The 15,665-nt window shown below is 65.5% G+C and carries 12 protein-coding genes; 8 read left to right on the top strand and 4 right to left on the bottom strand.

Going from position 1 to position 15,665, the window contains the following annotated elements:
• Positions 1–586: 586 nt before the first annotated feature.
• On the top strand, positions 587–2,971 hold the full coding sequence (locus tag AC13EK_RS16870) for a glycoside hydrolase family 2 TIM barrel-domain containing protein (protein WP_234792450.1): 2,385 nt from the start codon (positions 587–589) through the stop codon (positions 2,969–2,971).
• Between the two features lie 140 nt (positions 2,972–3,111).
• Here AC13EK_RS16870 and AC13EK_RS16865 read toward each other — a convergent pair whose 3' ends face one another.
• Both AC13EK_RS16865 and AC13EK_RS16860 read right to left on the bottom strand, forming a co-directional pair.
• The gene (locus AC13EK_RS16865; protein ID WP_483022282.1) at positions 3,112–3,315 is read right to left on the bottom strand and encodes a hypothetical protein; all 204 of its coding nucleotides are present in this window, start codon (positions 3,313–3,315) and stop codon (positions 3,112–3,114) included.
• 92 nt (positions 3,316–3,407) lie between these two features.
• Complete coding sequence (locus tag AC13EK_RS16860) at positions 3,408–5,915, bottom strand: TonB-dependent receptor (protein ID WP_069337996.1); 2,508 nt, start codon at positions 5,913–5,915, stop codon at positions 3,408–3,410.
• Positions 5,916–6,238: 323 nt separating this feature from the next.
• On the opposite strand from AC13EK_RS16860, the gene AC13EK_RS16855 reads away from it, so the two are divergent.
• Complete coding sequence (locus AC13EK_RS16855; protein WP_234792451.1) at positions 6,239–7,168, top strand: LysR family transcriptional regulator; 930 nt, start codon at positions 6,239–6,241, stop codon at positions 7,166–7,168.
• 192 nt (positions 7,169–7,360) lie between these two features.
• A complete protein-coding gene (locus tag AC13EK_RS16850; RefSeq protein WP_069337997.1) occupies positions 7,361–9,325 on the top strand; it encodes a TonB-dependent receptor domain-containing protein in 1,965 nt (654 codons plus the stop codon).
• 42 nt (positions 9,326–9,367) lie between these two features.
• Here the strand turns inward: AC13EK_RS16850 and hemN are convergent, their stop codons facing one another.
• Positions 9,368–10,675: an oxygen-independent coproporphyrinogen III oxidase gene (gene hemN, locus AC13EK_RS16845; protein ID WP_069338007.1), complete on the bottom strand. Its 1,308-nt coding sequence runs from the start codon at positions 10,673–10,675 to the stop codon at positions 9,368–9,370.
• Positions 10,676–10,811: 136 nt separating this feature from the next.
• On the opposite strand from hemN, the gene AC13EK_RS16840 reads away from it, so the two are divergent.
• A complete protein-coding gene (locus tag AC13EK_RS16840) occupies positions 10,812–11,483 on the top strand; it encodes an OmpW/AlkL family protein (protein WP_069337998.1) in 672 nt (223 codons plus the stop codon).
• Between the two features lie 80 nt (positions 11,484–11,563).
• On the opposite strand, the gene AC13EK_RS16835 is transcribed toward AC13EK_RS16840, so the two are convergent.
• Positions 11,564–12,067, bottom strand: a complete 504-nt coding sequence (locus AC13EK_RS16835) for a GNAT family N-acetyltransferase (RefSeq protein WP_010339656.1) — start codon at positions 12,065–12,067, stop codon at positions 11,564–11,566.
• A 160-nt stretch (positions 12,068–12,227) separates the two neighbouring features.
• On the opposite strand from AC13EK_RS16835, the gene AC13EK_RS16830 reads away from it, so the two are divergent.
• The 4 genes from AC13EK_RS16830 to AC13EK_RS16815 all read left to right on the top strand — a co-directional run bounded on the left by AC13EK_RS16830 (position 12,228) and on the right by AC13EK_RS16815 (position 15,646).
• On the top strand, positions 12,228–13,043 hold the full coding sequence (locus tag AC13EK_RS16830) for a universal stress protein (RefSeq protein ID WP_069337999.1): 816 nt from the start codon (positions 12,228–12,230) through the stop codon (positions 13,041–13,043).
• A 20-nt stretch (positions 13,044–13,063) separates the two neighbouring features.
• Positions 13,064–14,209: a sensor histidine kinase gene (locus tag AC13EK_RS16825; protein ID WP_004208555.1), complete on the top strand. Its 1,146-nt coding sequence runs from the start codon at positions 13,064–13,066 to the stop codon at positions 14,207–14,209.
• Positions 14,206–14,823: a response regulator FixJ gene (gene fixJ / locus AC13EK_RS16820; RefSeq protein WP_017500116.1), complete on the top strand. Its 618-nt coding sequence runs from the start codon at positions 14,206–14,208 to the stop codon at positions 14,821–14,823. The genes AC13EK_RS16825 and fixJ overlap by 4 nt, the downstream gene beginning before the upstream one ends.
• Before the next feature lie 64 nt (positions 14,824–14,887).
• Complete coding sequence (locus tag AC13EK_RS16815) at positions 14,888–15,646, top strand: Crp/Fnr family transcriptional regulator (protein WP_010339652.1); 759 nt, start codon at positions 14,888–14,890, stop codon at positions 15,644–15,646.
• The last annotated feature ends 19 nt before the right edge of the window (positions 15,647–15,665 follow it).

Here is a 15,665-nt window from a genome sequence, read left to right as displayed (position 1 = left end):
AAGACATAGCCCCTCCCTTCCAGGGAGGGGTTGGGGTGGGTTGCGAGCGCAGCGAGCTTCTGCCCTATCGACCGTAGACCGCCGCTACGCGGCGCACCCACCCCCGGCCCCTCCCTGGAAGGGAGGGGAGTAGGAAACGTCAGCTTCTGATCGCTTCCGGCCATCGGCTTTCCTACTCGGCCTTTCTCTGATCTATCCTGTGGGATGGCCCCACCCTCCACGCCTCCCCGCGTTCACGCGCATCACCGGTGCAAATCTGTCGCTTCACTGTCGCCTGGATGTCGCGTCGGCGACGCATCGGGATGACCCGCATCATGACCCAACCGACGCGTGGCTGTCGCGTGGCAGGCGCGTCATGGGGGCGTTTGCGGCGCATTTCGCCCGAATCCGCGCACGACACTGTGAACTTCGGAGGAGATTTGACTGTCGCGTCGCCGCCCGCCCCGCAGGACCAGCAAAGCCGCTTGGCATCGGCCCGCCACTCCTGTAGCCATATACCCACATAGGGCGCCATAGCGCCACATAGTGGACATATTCTGGAGAGGGGGCCGATATGGCGACGGGACGGACCGCACGGATGCGCAGGATGATCGGGCGGAGTGCCGCCGGTCTGGCGCTGGCGCTATTGATCGCCCTGCCCGCGCCCACCTTTGCCCAGCCGACCGGCGCGGAGAATTTCGATGCGGGCTGGCGCTTCCATCAGGGCGATGTCGCGACCGCGGAACAGCCCGGCTTTGCCGATGCAGACTGGCAGCCGGTAGACCTGCCGCATGACTGGGCGATCGCCGGGCCGTTCGACGAACATGCCCCCGCCACCGGATCGGGCGCTTTCCTGCCGACCGGCGTCGCCTGGTATCGCAAGCATTTCACCCTGCCGCCCGCCAGCGCCGGCCAGCGCGTCTTCGTCGAGTTCGACGGCGTGATGGAGCGGTCGGGCGTGTGGATCAACGGCCAGCATGTCGGCCATCGGCCAAGCGGCTATGCCAGCTTCCGTTACGAGATCACCCAGCATCTGAAACCCGCCGGGCAGGAAAATGTACTGGCGGTGCGGGCCGACACCTCCGCCCAGCCGGCCTCGCGCTGGTATGCGGGCGGCGGCATCTATCGCCATGTCCGCATCCTCACCCTGGGCGATGTCCATGCCGAAACATGGGGCAGCACCGTGCGCGTGACCAAGCTCGACGCGAAGAGCGCCGACCTAGCCATCGGCAGCAACGTGATGAACCAGGGCAACGCCCCGGTCGAGGCGCGGCTGGAGGCGGTGATCGAGGGGCCGGACGGCCGCAGCCTCGCGACCTTCACCGGCCAGAGCATCAGCCTGCCCGCTGGCCGCGCGACGCAGATGGATGTCAGCGGCACGATCGCCGATCCGCGCCGCTGGGACATTGGCGATCCGGCGATGCACCAGGCGCTGCTGCGCGTGCGCGCCACCGACGGGCGGCTGCTCTATGAGGAACGCGTCCCCTTCGGCATTCGCGACGCCCGGTTCGAGGCGGCGAGCGGCTTCTGGCTCAATGGCCGCAACATCAAGCTGAAAGGCGTGGCGATCCATGCCGATGGCGGGCCGTTCGGCATGGCGGTGCCACTCGCCGTCTATGAACGGCGGCTCAAGGGGCTGATGGCACTGGGCGTCAATGCGGTGCGCACCGCCCATCATCCCTTCTCGCCCGAATTTCTCGACCTGTGCGACCGGCTCGGCCTTATCGTCATGAACGAAGCGTTCGACATGTGGACGGTGGCGAAGAATCCCCAGGATTATCATCTCTATTTCACCGACTGGTCGTCGATCGATGCGCGCGATTTCGTGCGGCGCGATCGCAACCATCCCAGCATCGTGATCTGGTCGATCGGCAACGAGATTCACGACACGCCCTATCCGCTGGTGGCGCAGTCGATCATCACCCGGCTGCAGGACATCTTCCATGCCGAGGATCCGACCCGGCCGGTGACGATGGCGCTGTTCCGCCCCAACACCACCCATGATTATGAGAATGGCACCGCTGACCTGCTGGACGTGGTGGGCCAGAATTATCGCGAGAATGAACTGGCCAAGGCCCATGCCGACAAGCCCAGCCGCAAGATCATCGGCACGGAAAACAGCAAGAACCGGTCAAGCTGGCTCGTGGTGCGCGACGACCCTGCCTATGCCGGCATGTTCCTGTGGACCGGGGTCGACTATCTGGGTGAGGCGGACCGGGCCGGCTGGCCGGCGATCAGCAACCCGTCCGGCCTGGTCGACCGGGTCGACGGGGTGAAGCCGATCGGCTGGGAACGGGCGAGCTGGTGGTCGGAAAAGCCGGTGGTGAAGCTGGCGCGGCGCGTGACCGAAGTGATCGACATCAGCGAAATGCCGACCATGGTCGGCATCGCCCTGCCCCAGCCCAAGGGGCCGGGCGCGCTGACCGACTGGTCGCCCGACAATCGCGCGGCGCACAAGGAAAAGGTCGAGGTCTACAGCAATAGCGACGAGGTCGAGTTGTTCCTCAACGGCCGGTCGCTGGGCCGCAAGCCACGCAACGCGGACGACAGCGCGATCACATGGGACGTCGACTATGCGCCGGGCGAGCTGCGCGCGGTCGGCTATCGCGGGGGCACGAAAGTGGCGGAAGACATGCTGTGCAGCGCCGGCGCCCCCGCCGCGATCCGGCTGGTGCCGGAGGCGAAGGCCGTCGGCGGCGGCTTTGACGATATCGTCGCGGTGCGGGCCGAAGTGGTGGACGCCAAGGGCGTGCTGGTCCCCGGCGCGACGCCGCTGCTCACCGCGACGGTGTCGGGGCCGGGCCGCGTCGTCGCCTTCGACAATGGCAGCGTGACCGACCATACCGCCTTCGCCTCGCCGCAGCGGGCGGCGGTGGGCGGCAAGGCGGTCGCCTTCCTGCGCGGCACCGGCAAGCCGGGCGCAATCACGCTACAGGTCAGCGCGCCGGGGCTGAAAACCGGCCGTATCAGCCTGCAGGGCGAGAAGGATTAGGGTCAATCGACATTCAGCCCTGACGGCCTGCAAATGGCGGCCTTCCGCGCTTCCGGTGCTCACGTACTTTAAGTACGCTGCGCTCCGGATCACGGAAAACCACCATTTTCGTCACGTCATCATCTGAATGTCGATCGCCCCTAGGCCGATCGTCGCCCGGTCGCGTCGATGCAGGGAACCGCGCCGCAGGACAGCGACAGGGCGCGAACCTTGTAGCGCAGCGCCAGTTCATTGTGCGCAGCAATCACGCACACCGCATCGCCCCGCGCACGGGCTTCGTCGGCTTTGCGCGTCTCGTCGCGCGACCGGCGAAACAGATAGGCAGCATCCGTGATCACGTCCATCGAACCGACTCCGCTTGATTGCCATGCAACCTATCAGCCGCCGGAAGCGCCGTCCTAGACATGGATCAATTTTCGCGGTCGTCGGCGCCCGTTTATCCGCCGAAGCGGAAGCGCAGGCGCGCGCCATACATTTGCGGCTCGCCCAGCGTCGCCGTCTCGAAATTGACGCTGGGCGAGCCCAGCCCGGCGATGAAGCTGTAATATTTTTCCTTGGTCACATTGGTCATGAACAGGCTGAGGTCGATGGGCGCGCCGGCAATATTGTTCCAGCTGGCGTTGAGGTTCAGCAGATCGAGCGGCGCCAGCGTGCTGAGCGCGGCGATCGACGGATCGGGATTCGTGCGGTCGGTATAGTTGACCAGCATCGAGGACCGATGGGTGAAGGTCGCGCCGAAGGAGATGCGGCCGATCTTCTCCTCGTCCAGCGGCAGGGTGTAGGTGCCGCTGACCGTGACCTTGTGGCGCGGCGACAGCACTTCGGGATCGCCGGGCTGGAACGGCGCGGCCAGGATATAATTGGGGTCGTTGAAGCTGGAGAAATCGGGCACCGATTTGATCTTGGTGCGCAGATAGCTGTAGCCGCCGGTCAGCACCAGTCCCTGGAACGTGGTGAGCGAGGCATCGGCCTCCAGCCCCCATATCTCCGACTTGCCGGCATTGACCGGCGCCGCGGTGGACGCCTGCCCCGACAGCGGCCGCGCATTGAAGCCGACCTGCAATTGCTGGTTGGAAAAATCATTATAGAAACCGGCCAGGTTGAAGGTGCCGCGCAGCGCCCCGCCAAAGCTGGTCTTGAGGCCCAACTCATAGCTGTCCACCTTTTCCGGCTCGACGATGTTGAGCGGCGCGGTGATGTTCGGCACGATCGTGCCGGCGCGATAGCCGCGCGCATATTTGGCGTAGAGCAATATGTCCTGGGTCGGGTTGTAATCCAGGTCGACCAGCCAGGTCGGCTTTTCCGATGATTGATAATAATGCGACACGCAATTGGACGCCGCCGCCTGCGGATTGGTGCAGCGATAGGGTGCGACCGGATTGAAGGCGCCATATTGCGGCGGATAGGCGACGATATAGGTGCGCTGGTCGCTGACATTGCGCGAATGATCCCAAGTGTAGCGGAAACCACCGGTCAGTTTCAGTTGATCGGTCAGCGCATAGGTCGCCTGCGCATAAAGGCCGACATTGTGGAAATTGGTGCGACCCGCCGTATAATTTACGGTGCCGGCATGGATCGGCTTGGCGAACGCCGGGATGGTCGGATCAAGATTGGACAGGAAGCCCATCGGATCGGTGCATTGCAGCGTGGCGGAATCGGTGCAGGACGCCAGGAAGGGCGACTGGCTGCCGCTCATGCCCAGCGGTTCGCTGACCTCCAGATAGGCCCCTGCCTGCCAGTTGAGCCGGCCATCGCCCGAGCGCCCCTGCAATTGCAGCTCCTCGGTAAAGGTCGACTGGTTCGCGGTATAGCCGCCCGGAATCGACGTCACCGTGGTGAAGGGCAGATGATAGCTGCCCAGCGCGGCGAGGAAGGGATTGATCGCGGCGAAATCGACGACGAAATCGGTGCCGAAGAGCGGCGCATTCATGCGCTGCTTCAACTGCGCATAGCTGACGATATTCTTGACCGTCAGCGTGTCGCTCGCCTGCCAGCTTGTGGTGTTGATCGCCTGCCACTGCTCGGTCCTGGAATAGGGATCCTCCAGTGACTGCATGACGTCATAAAAGCCGCTGCCCTGGCGCAGCAACTGGCCATAGGCGAGCTGGCCCAGCCCCTCCGGCGCGGCCGCGACCAGCTTCTGGATCGGGCCATTATTGCTGGAATCGCTGTAGGAGAGGATAGTGTAGTTTTCGAGATCAGGGGTCAGATCGACGACCAGGCTGGCGCGCAGCGCGATATAATCGACATCGCCGAACCGGTCGGGGCCGATGCCGCTGCCGTTGCGCATATAGCCGTCGCGCTTCTGCCGATCGACGCCGATGCGCATCCGCGCCCGGTCGCCGAGCGGCGCGTTGACCACCGCCTGGCCGCGCCACATGTCATAATTGCCGACCGATCCTTCGACATAGCCGGAAAATTCGTCGGTCGGCTTCTGCGGCACCAGCAGGATCGCGCCGCCGGTGGTGTTGCGGCCGAACAGGGTGCCCTGTGGCCCCTTCAATATCTGGACATTCTGCAGGTCGAAGAAGGCGCCCGGCCCGGCGCCATCGCCCGAGGGCAGGCCATTGGAGGCGCCGCGGGGCGCGACCACGTCGGCGAAATAGACGCCGACCGAGGGCGCGGTGCCGATATCCTGGGCAAAGCCGCGAATGGCGAAACTGCTATTTTCGCTGCCGAAATTGCCATTGGCGGACAGCGAGGGGGTATAGGCGGCCAGATCCTGCGCATTGACGACATTGCGGTTGGCCAGTTCTTCCTGATTGAACACGGTGATCGAGATCGGCACGTCCTGCAGCCGTTCCTCGGTCCGGCGGGCGGTGACGATGATGTCCTGGGTCACGCTGGCCCTGTCCTGCGCCTTATCCTGCGCCTGGGCCTCGATCGGCAGGGTGGGCAGAGTCGCGCAGGCGCAGAAAAGCAACGTCCGGAAACGGCGTGTCATGGCATCCTCCCATCCAGACCGCGCGGCCCTTATATGCTGGGTCGACCGTCACGGCGTCGAGCGCCGCACAGACGGCGCCCATCCCTTTCATCATCGTCGCACCTGCTGCCCCGGACACAATGATTGCAGGCGCACAGCCTCTTGATCGACGAAGATGTGATACAGGTTATTTCATAAATCCGGAGGAAGGGGCCTGTCAATCGGCACCGATCGCGCCGCGCAACAGTCCGGAAATGCAACGGGACTGGACCCTGACCAGCCCTGAAGTTAAGAATGGTCCGCATTATCCTTAAGGAACGGACCGGTCTCTCTTGCTTGGCGGCGTGCATTTCGATCTCAACAGCCTGGTGATACTGGGCCTGTTGCTGCGCACGAAAAGCGTCACCCGCACGGCGCAGCAACTGGGCGTCAGCCAGCCGTCGGTCAGCCGGTCGCTGGCGCAGTTGCGCAGTCTGCTGGGCGATCCCCTGCTGGTGCGGACCGCCGGCGGCATGGAACTGACCCGGCGGGCGGAGGAACTGGCGCCGTCCTTGCAGGACTGGCTGGCGACGACCGCCGGCCTGCTGGAACCGCCCCGTTTCGATCCGGCGACGCTCGATCGCCGATTCCGCGTCGCATCGACCGATTTCGGCGTCGCCGCCGTGGTCGCACCGACCCTGCCGCATATCGGGCGCGCAGCGCCGCTGGCGGCGATCGACATCGTGCCTTTGACCGGCGACATGGTGGCGCGGCTGACCGCAGGCGAGATCGACCTCATCATCAGCGGGCTCGATCCCGATCCGGCCCAGACCTATGAGCGCTTCCTGTTCACCGAAACGTTCAGCTGCGTCGTCGATCGCCATCACAAGCTGGCGGCGCATCCGACCGACCGGTCCCTGTCGGTCGAGGATTTCCTGTCCTGCCCGCATATCAGCTTCGTCGTCAGCGACAGCGGCTTCGACCGGATCGAACTGCGCCTGGGCGCACTGGCGTCGCGCCGGCGGGTGATCGCCCGCCTGCCCTATTTCCAGGCGGCACCGCACATGATCCGGGGATCGGACGCGCTGATGACGCTGCCAACCCGCGCGGCCGAGGCGATCGCCCGGACCCATGACCTGGCCTGCCTGCCCGCGCCGGACCTGGTCGGCACCTTCGGCTATCGGCTGCTGTGGAACGAACGGTCGCATCGCGACCCGGCCATCGCCTGGCTGTGCGACATGTTCGCCGACCATTGCGGCAGCGACGCAGCCCTGCCCCATAGCAAGGCCGCATAAGCCTTATCCGATATCGATACTTGGCGCCGCCCCGCGCTTCTGGCAACGGCCACTTGCAATTGACAATCGATCGCAAATGAACCCGCCATGATATTCGTTCCACCGATCGGGCCCGGCCCGCACCACTGATTTCCGGCACCCGTCCGGCCGGGTGGCTGGCGGGTGCCCGTCTATCCAGAACAGGGGATTTCCATGCCATCCATCCATCTGCTGCGGGCGACCGCGGCCCTTGTCGCGCTGACCAGCGCACAGCAGGCGCTGGCCGCCGAAGCCGACCAGGATTCCAACCAGATCGTCGTTACCGCCGCCGGCCGTGAACAGGAGGTGCGCGACGCGCCCGCCTCGATCAGCGTCATCACCCGCGAGACGCTGGACGCCATGCCCTATCGCGAAGTGACCGATGCGCTGATGGAAATCCCCGGCGTCACCGTCACGCCGGGCGAAGGCAATAGCCGCGACATCTCGATCCGTGGCATGGCGCCGCAATATACGCTGATCCTGGTTGACGGTAAGCGGCTGTCGTCGCGCGAATCCCGCACCAATGGCGGCAATGTCAGCGAAGGCGGCCTGCTGCCGCCGCTCGAAGCGATCGAGCGGATCGAGGTGGTGCGTGGCCCCATGTCCTCGCTCTACGGATCGGACGCGATGGGCGGCGTCGTCAACATCATCACCCGCCGGATCAGCGACCATTGGCGCGGCAGCGCGCGCGTCAACGGCACGATGCAACTGGCGGACAATTTCGGCAATTATACCGACGGCAATTTCTATCTGTCCGGCCCCGTCACTGACGGCATCGGCCTGCAATTGCAGGGATCGATGAACCGGCGCGAGGGCGACACCGAAATCGGCGGCACGCCCGAGCGGCATGATGACAGCCTGGCCGGCAAGCTGGGCTTCAACCTCAGCGCCAACCACCAGATCCTGCTGGAAGGCGGCTATTATCGGCAGAAGGTGATCGAGGTTGCCGGCGAGACGACCGAAACGTCGGCGACCGCGCCACTCGGCACCGAAACCACCCAGACCCAGAAGCGCAAGGTCGCATCGATCAGCCATAGCGGCCAATGGGGCTTCGCCAGTTCCGAATCCTATCTGCAATATGAGGATGCCGAACATGTCGAGGCGCAGAAGCGGATCAAGAACACGGTCGGCCAGAGCCTGTGGGTGATCCCGCTGCCGTCCAACACGCTGACCGTCGGCGGATTCTATCGCTATGAGGATCTGTCGGACCTGACCGGCAACCTTTTGTCGGGATCGACCACCACCGGCACCACCCGCACCAGCTGGGCGCTGTTTGCCGAAAATGAGCTGAAGCTGCTCGACGGGCTGGCGCTGACCGGCGGCATCCGCATGGATCATGACGAACAATATGGCGTCCACTGGACCCCGCGCGTCTATGCGGTGTGGAACATCACCCCGTCCCTGACGCTGAAGGGCGGGTATTCGCAGGGCTTCCGCGCGCCGAGCCTGCGCCAGACGATTCCCGACTGGGGCCAGACCAGCCGTGGCGGCACCATCTATGGCAATCCCGACCTGGAAGCCGAAACCTCCCGCACGATCGAGGCTGCCCTGCTCTTCTCGCGCAATGGCTTCAACGCCAGCGTCACTGCCTATGACACCCGCTTCAACGACAAGATCACGCGCGTGACCTGCGAAGTGGCGGGGGCCTGGTGCGTCGATGAACCGCTCAGCTCGATCGGCCGTCCTCCCACGACCTATGTCAATGTCGACAAGGCGCGGGTACGCGGCGTCGAAGTCTCGGTCGACGTGCCGCTGACCCACACGCTGCGGCTCAACGCCACCGGCACGCTGACGGATTCGGAACAGCTGAGCGGCGCCAATATCGGCGCGGCACTCAACGACACGCCCAAACAGCAGGCCAGCGCCTCGCTCAACTGGCGCCCGGACAAGCGCTTCTCCGCCTTCGTGCGCGCCGTCTATCGCGGCGAGGAAGCCGTGACCGAGGCGCAGATCAGCGGCAATAATATCGTGTCGCCCGACTATACGGTGGTGGACATGGGCGCATCCTACAAGATCACGCCCGCCTTCACCGTCCATGCCGGTGTACAGAACCTGCTCGACAAGCGGCTCAACTATGACACGGCCGGCTATCTGATCGATCCGGCCCGTGTCTGGATGGGCGTGGGCGTGCGCTTCTGATCCGACGTGCGATCGCCGGCCCGGCAGAGGCCGGGCCGGCGATCAGACCGCGACGCTGAAGCGCGTTTCGGCCGGGCGCAGATAGGCATCGAAACAGGCGGCGATGGACCGGGCATAAGGCGCCGCGCCGGGTTGCAGCAGCAACTCGTCCCCCTCCCGCCGAAGCAGGCCGATGCGCTCGAACCGGTCGAGCAGCACCGGTTCGGCAAGGTCGCCACAGGCCGCCCGACCGTCGCACAGCAGCCGTTCGATCAACGCGCCCCGCCGCTGGTCGTCGACACTGCGCCGCACCCCACGGGCCGCGGGCAGCCGATGGTCCGACAGCGCTTCACGATAGGCGCCGGCATTCTTCTCATTCTGGACGATCAGGTCGGGAAACTGGCTGATCGCGCTCGCGCCCATGCCGATCAGCGCATCGCTGTCATCCTCGGTAAAGCCCTGGAAATTGCGGCGCAGCCTTCCGGTAGCGGCTGCCACCGCCAGCGGATCGTCGGGCAGCGCGAAATGATCGAAGCCGATCGCCTGATATCCGGCCGCCGTCAGCATCGCATGGCCAAGCTTCGCCATCGCAAAGCGCTGTTCGACACCCGGCAATTCGGTCGCGTCGATCCGCCGCTGGCGCGGCAGCAGGCGCGGCATATGGGCATAGCCGAACAGCGCGATGCGCGAGGGAGACAGGCGAATGCTGTCCTCCAGCGTCTGCGCCAGATCCGCCTCGCTCTGCCCCGGCAGGCCATACATCAGGTCGAAACCCACCTGGATGCGCGCACGGGCCAGCGCGCCTACCGCCATTGCCACCGTCTCGGCCGGCTGCACCCGGCCGATCCGCTGCTGCACATGGGTGGCAAAAGTCTGTACCCCCAGATTGACGCGGGTCACCCCGACCTTGGCCATGGCGTCGATCCAGGCCCGATCGATCCGGCGCGGGTCCAGTTCCACCGACATCGCCGCCGCGCTGGCGTCGAAGCAGAGCAGCAACTGATGATTGAGCCGGACCCAGTCGATCAGCGGCAGGGAATTGGGACTGCCGCCGCCAAAGGCGACATGGGTGACGCGGCCACGCCCGCCCAGCCGCGCCGATACCAGCGCCATTTCCCGCTCCAGCGCATCGACATAGGCGGACAGGCGCCGGGGCCGGGTCGCCGCACCGGTGTTGCACCCGCAATACCAGCAAATGTCATGGCAATAAGGGATATGGACATAGAGCGACAGGCGCGCGTCCGCCGACATCGCGTCCAGCCGCTGCGCCATGTCGGCCGCGCCGACATCCTCGCCGAACTGGGCGGCGGTCGGATAGCTGGTGTAGCGCGGCACCGGCGCGGCGAGCAGGTCGGGATGATAGCGGAACATGGCGCCCCGCCTGCCATGGCGTCCGATGCCGAACATTGCGCAGGATCAAATCGCCGATTGCGCCGCATCAAGGAAGGCCGTTCCGATCGGGAGCAGAGCGCCATCACTGACCCACGATCAGGGATGGAGAAAAGACATGCACTTGAAAAAGATGATGATTGTCGCCGCTATGGGCGCCATGAGCACGGCGCTGGCCGCTGCCCCGGCCCAGGCCAAGCAGGGCGACGTGCTGGTGCGCGTGCGCGGCATCATGGTCGCCCCCACCGAAAAGAGCGGCAGCATCCTGCCCGGCTTCCCTGGCGAGAAGGTGTCGGTGAACAACGGCATCGCGCCCGAAGTCGACGTCACCTACATGGCGACCGACCATATCGGTTTCGAACTGATCGCCGCGACCACCAAGCATAGCGCCAGTGGCCGCAGCGGCACCACCGGCGGGATCGGCAAGCTGGCCTCCACCTGGGTGCTGCCGCCGACGCTGACGATGCAATATCATCCGATCGTCGAGGGCCATGTCCGCCCCTATATCGGCGCCGGCGTCAACTATACGCTGTTCTATAACGAGGATGCGTCGAGCGGGCTGGAGGATGCGGTCGGCAAGACCAAAGTCCATATGTCCGACAGCTTCGGCTGGGCCGGCCAGGTCGGCGTCGACATCGACCTCAACGACAAGATCTTCCTCAACCTCGACGTCAAATATATCGACATCGACACCAAGGTGCGGCTGACCACGGCCGCGGCCGGCACCCAGAACGTCAAGGTATCGCTCGATCCCTTCGTGTTCGGCGTGGGTGTCGGCATGCGCTTCTGATCCTCCGGGGGGTGGACCAGAAGGAAGGGGCCGGAGCGGATCGCCGCTCCGGCCCCTTCATTATTTCACCAGCGATGCGATCAGAAACGCTTTTCCAGGATCAGCAGCGACGGCTCGTCATCGACGCTGCGGGCGACAAAGCCCTGTTCGCGCTCCAGTTCGATCGCGGCATGATTGGCGCGGCTCTCGATCGCCTGCAGCAGGCCGACGCCCATTTCCTGCGCGCGGTCGGTGGCGTGGCGCAGCATGCTCCAGCCCACGCCCTTGCCGCGATGGTCGGCGCGCACCGAAATCGCGACTTCGGCGCGGGTCCGGTCGGGATCGGCGGCCAGGGTCGCGGCGGCCAGGATGGCGCCCTTCTCGTCGGTCGCCAGGAAGGTCTCGCAATTGTCGGGGTCGCCATGGATCAGATCATGAATCTGCCCGGCGCTGACGCCCGGCGCGCTGCTGAGGAAGCGGAAGCGGCGATCATCATCGGACACGGCCGAAAAGAAATGGGCCAGCGCCTTGGCATCGCCATCCTGCGCCGGGCGCACCTGGACGCGAATGCCGGTGCGGGTTTCCAGAATATCCTTGTCGGTCATGAAGAAGGCATCCCTTGCTATGATCGTTGCCCACCAAATGTGCCATCGGATCGGCGATCGAAATAGGGAAATTTGCGGATAGAGACCAGCCGAGCAGGCTACTAGTCAGGATGACGATCATACGGCGCTGCATCGGCGCCCTCTTGTCGGGACATGTTCGATGAAGACCATATTGCTGCATATCCGCGCAGACAACGGCATGGAAAGCCGGCTGCAGGCCGCGTTCGACCTGTCGCGCGCGACCGGCGCCCATATCAGTTGCCTGCAGATCGCGCCGCTGCCCGAACTGGTCGCCGCCGATCTTTATGGCAGCGGCTATCTGGTGCCCGAGGCGATCGATGCGGTGCGCCGCCAGGACGAGGAAATGCGGCGCGCCCTGGAGGAGCGACTCCGGCGCGAGGGCATGGCGTGGGACTGGCATTATCGCAGCGGAGACCTGGTCCAGGGCCTGCTGGAAACTGGTCGCCTGTCCGACGCGATGCTCGTTTCCCTGCCGCCGCCGGGCCGCCGGCAGGCCGATGATCCGGCGCCGATCGTCGCCGACCTGGCGGTCAACAGCCGCGCCCCGGTGCTGGCAATCCCGAGCATGGCCAAGGGCTTTCGCTGCACCGGCCGCGCGATGGTCGCCTGGGACGGATCGCATGAGGCGGCGTCGGCGCTGACCGCGAGCCGCACCCTGTTGGGGGTGGCGAGCGAGGTCCATGTCGTCACCGTGGACGAGCGATCGAAGCGCGACTTCCCGCCGACCGACGCCGCCGAATATCTCTCGCGCCACGGCATTGCGGTCGAGATTCACGAATGGCCGCGCAAGGATCGCAGCGTGGAAGAAGCGCTGTCCCATGCCTGCCAGGAACTGTCGATCGACTGGATGGTGATGGGTGCCTTTGGCCACAGCCGGCTGCGGGAAACCATTTTTGGCGGCGTAACCCGCTATATTCTGGTCGAAACACGGGTTCCGCTCTTGCTGGCGCACTGATTTACGGTCAGTGATCGGACATGGCGTTCAACGATGGCGATCCGCAGGATAATGCGACCAGCCGGGAACAGGCTCTGCTGGGATCGATCCTGGCAACGGTGCCCGATGCGCTGATCGTGATCGACGCGACCGGGCATATCGTCTCGTTCAGCCCGGCCGCCCAGCGCATGTTCCAATATGCCGAGGCCGATGTGCTGGGCCGCAATGTCGCGATGCTGATGCCCTCGCCCGATCGCGAGCGCCATGATTCCTACCTGCAACATTATCATGACACCGGCGAGAAGCGGATCATCGGCATCGGCCGACTGACCACCGCGCGCCGGCGCGATGGCTCCACCTTTCCGATCGAGCTGGCGGTCGGCGAAGTGCAGGACCATGGCGAAAAGCTATTTACCGGCTTCGTGCGCGACCTGACCGATCGGCAGAAGGCCGAGCGGCGCCTGCAGGATCTGCAGGCTGAACTGAGCCATGCCGCCCGCGTCACGGCGATGGGCACGCTGGCTGCGGCGCTGGCGCATGAACTGAACCAGCCGCTGACCGCGATCGCCAATTATATGGAGGCGGGCCGCGACCTGCTGCGCACCGATGCGCCGGTCGACCGCGACTTGCTGGGCGAGGCGATGGACGAAGCCGCGCGCCAGGCGATGCGCGCGGGCCAGATCATCCGGTCGCTGCGGGAGTTCATCCGTCGCGGCGAAGCCGATCGCCAGGCCGAACCGGCGGCCACGCTGCTGGCCGAGGGGGTCGCGCTGGCCTTCATCGGCATCGACAGCCGGGGCATCGACATGGACATCGTCGTCGACCCGCGCGTCGGCCGGGTGATCGCCAATCGCGTGCAGGTGCAGCAGGTCATCATCAACCTGGTGCGCAACGCGGTCGAGGCGATGGACGGCCGCAATCGCCGCATCCTGCGCCTGTCGGCAGTGCCGGCCGAGGACGGACAGGTCGAACTCATCATCGCCGACAGTGGCCCCGGCCTCGATCCGGCGGTCGCGCGATCGCTCTTCACCCCGTTCAGCACGACCAAACCCGCCGGCATGGGCGTGGGCCTGTCGATCAGCCGCACCATTGTCGAGGGGCATGGCGGACGGATCTGGGCCGACGCCTCGCACTGGGGCGGCGTCGCCTTCCACTTCACTCTCGATTCTGCGGACCGCCTGCCATGAGCCTGCCCACCGACCAGCCCATCCATGTCGTCGATGATGACGAGGCGATCCGCCGGTCGCTCTCTTTCATGCTCAAGACCAGCGGCTTTTCGGTGCGGCTTTTCTCGGGCGGCACCGAATTCCTCAAGGAAGTCGGGACGCTGGAGGGCGGCTGCGTGCTGCTGGACGTGCGCATGCCCGACATTGACGGGCTGGAAGTGCAGCGCGAACTGCGCGCGCGCGGCATGATGCTGCCGGTCATCATCATGACCGGCCATGGCGATGTCGGCATGGCGGTCGCCGCGATGAAGGCCGGGGCCACCGATTTCATCGAAAAGCCGTTCGAGAAGGCGGCATTGCTCGCCGCGATCGAAGCCGCCTGCGCGCAGGCAAGCGCCGACCAGGGCCGCAACAGCCAGCGCGAGACCGCCCGCGCCCGGCTCAACATCCTGACCGATCGGGAACGCGAAGTGCTCAAGGGCCTGGTCGACGGCCTGCCCAACAAGACGATCGCCTATGACCTGGGCATCAGCCCGCGCACGGTGGAGATTCATCGCGCCAACCTGATGCAGAAGCTGCAGGTCCACAGCCTGTCGGAAACGCTGCGCATCGCCTTCCAGGCGGGGCTTGAATAGGACAGAAAGTCCCATAGGGGATTTACGGATAGTGCCCGCCCCGCCGCCGCGCCAAGCAGCGGTCATGAACATGCATTTTGATCTCGCGCAAACCCTGCCCGGCGGCATGCCCGTTCCTGCCCCCTGCTCCGACGCCAGCTTCTGCCAGCGCTGCGAAGTGCGCGACCGCGCCATCTGCGCCACGCTGGAAGAGGATGAGCGCGGTGCGCTCAATCGCTTGGGCCGGCGCGTCACGATCGCGGCGGGGCAGACGGTGATGTGGGAAGGCGACGACGCCACCATCGTCGCCAATGTGATCGACGGCACGCTCAAATTGTCGGCTTCGACCGGCGACGGGCGCGAGCAGATTGTCGGCGTGGTCTATCCGTCCGACTTCATCGGTCGCCCCTTCGGCCGCAGCACGCCGCACAGCGTCACGGCACTCACCGACGCGCGCCTGTGCCTCTTCACCCGCGGCGCCTTTGACGGCTTTGCCCGCGAGCATCCCGAGCTGGAGCATCGGCTGCTGCAACGCACGCTCGACGATCTCGATCGGGCGCGAAGCTGGATGCTGCTGCTCGGCCGCAAGAATGCACGCGAGAAGATCGCGACCTTCCTGCTCGACATGTCGCGCCGGCTGGCCCGCGAAGGCCAGCCCCCGCTCGACCGGTTCGACCTTCCGCTGTCGCGCCAGCAGATCGCCGACGTGCTGGGGCTGACGATCGAAACGGTAAGCCGGCAACTGACCGACCTCAAACGCATCGGCATCATCGCCCTGCCCGGCCGCCGCATGGTGGAAATCCGAGATCGCGCAGCGCTGCTGGACTGTAGCGAAGCGGCCTGAGCCCGCCGCGCCGGGCATG

This window comes from Sphingobium sp. L-44, from assembly GCF_056859495.1.
This window is presented reverse-complemented; position numbering and strand designations above follow the sequence as displayed.